The 1274-nt window shown below is 39.1% G+C and carries 1 protein-coding gene; it reads right to left on the bottom strand.

Annotation, left to right across the window (positions count from 1 at the left end; genetic code table 11):
• Window positions 1-42: 42 nt before the first annotated feature.
• Window positions 43-1208 (bottom strand): IS3 family transposase gene (locus tag FTU16_RS16400; protein WP_119285041.1). Its coding sequence is split into 2 segments (ribosomal slippage): window positions 43-950 and window positions 950-1208, totalling 1167 coding nucleotides; the frame shifts between segments, so codons are not numbered across the junction.
• Window positions 1209-1274 lie beyond the last annotated feature (66 nt).

Here is a 1274-nt window from a genome sequence, read left to right as displayed (position 1 = left end):
TGATGTGTGCTGAATTAGCAGGAGACTTTCACTTGGGAGATTCTAGGCAGCTAACCGATAAAAGTCTTCTGCCATTTGATTTGGTGTCTTAAAATCCAAGCCTTTTTGAATTCTTCGCTGATTATAAAATAACTCTATATATTTTGTAATATCCGCTTTGGCTTCTTCCCTTGTTTTGTAGTTGCGATGATGGACTAGTTCATTTTTGAGTATGCCCCAGAAACTCTCTATCGGTGCATTATCAAAGCAGTCGCCTTTTTTGCTCATTGAACCCTGAAAATCAAATTTCTCAAGTAAGTTTCGATATTCATTACTGCAATATTGGCTGCCTCTATCTGAATGTACAATGAGATCTTTAGCAGGTTTCTGATTGCGAATAGCCATATTCAATGCATCACAAACAAGCTTGGCTGTCATGCGCTCATTTAAGCTATAGCCAACAACCTGTTTCGTGTAAAGATCTTTGACAGCTGCCAAGTACAACCAGCCCTCAGCCGTCCAAATGTAGGTAATGTCACTCGACCACGCAAGATTAGGCTTCGTCATTGAAAACTGTTGCTTGAGTAAATTGTCATAAATAGAACGGTTGTGATCACTGTTCGTGGTTCTTTTGAAACGCTTATGGCGCTTACAATACAACTGATTTGATTTTTTTATTTGGCGCACAGCATACGTACTTATTTTGATACCTTGCGCTTGTAAATGCTTGGTTAATCGAACATAGCCATAGCTTTGTTTGGTTTCTTCATGGGCTATTTTGACCAAAATTGTCTGCTGATTTCGCTGAATTGATCTTTTACTCATGCCTCGCTTTAGCCAATCATAAAAGCGAGAAACGGATACACGAAGTAATCGAGCCATTAAAATAATCGGAAATAAGTGGCTTTGCGATTTCATATAGGCGTACCTCACTGACTTTCTTTGGCAAAGTACGCTGCTGCCTTTTTTAAAAATTCACGTTCCATTTCAGCTGTTTTGAGCTGTTGTTTAAGCTTCTTATTTTCTTCGAGTAAGGCGTTTAGATCGGGCGAATACTGTTTTGTGCCTGCTAAAGTTCCAGCCTTTGCTTTGTTATTCCAGTTCGAAAGGGTTTGCATTGAAATGCCAAGTTGTCTAGCGGATTCCGATACATTACCTTGGTTCTCTTCAATGGCTTTTATGGCTTCAGCTTTAAATTCTGCGGTGTAAGTCTTCTGTTTCTTGCTCATGGTAAACTCCTAATGAGTATGTATAGTTTACCAAGTTAAACCCTCCTGTTTTTTAAGCACACATCA

This window comes from Acinetobacter sp. YH12069, assembly GCF_013419675.1.
GTDB classification, from domain to species: domain Bacteria; phylum Pseudomonadota; class Gammaproteobacteria; order Pseudomonadales; family Moraxellaceae; genus Acinetobacter; species Acinetobacter amyesii.
This window is presented reverse-complemented; position numbering and strand designations above follow the sequence as displayed.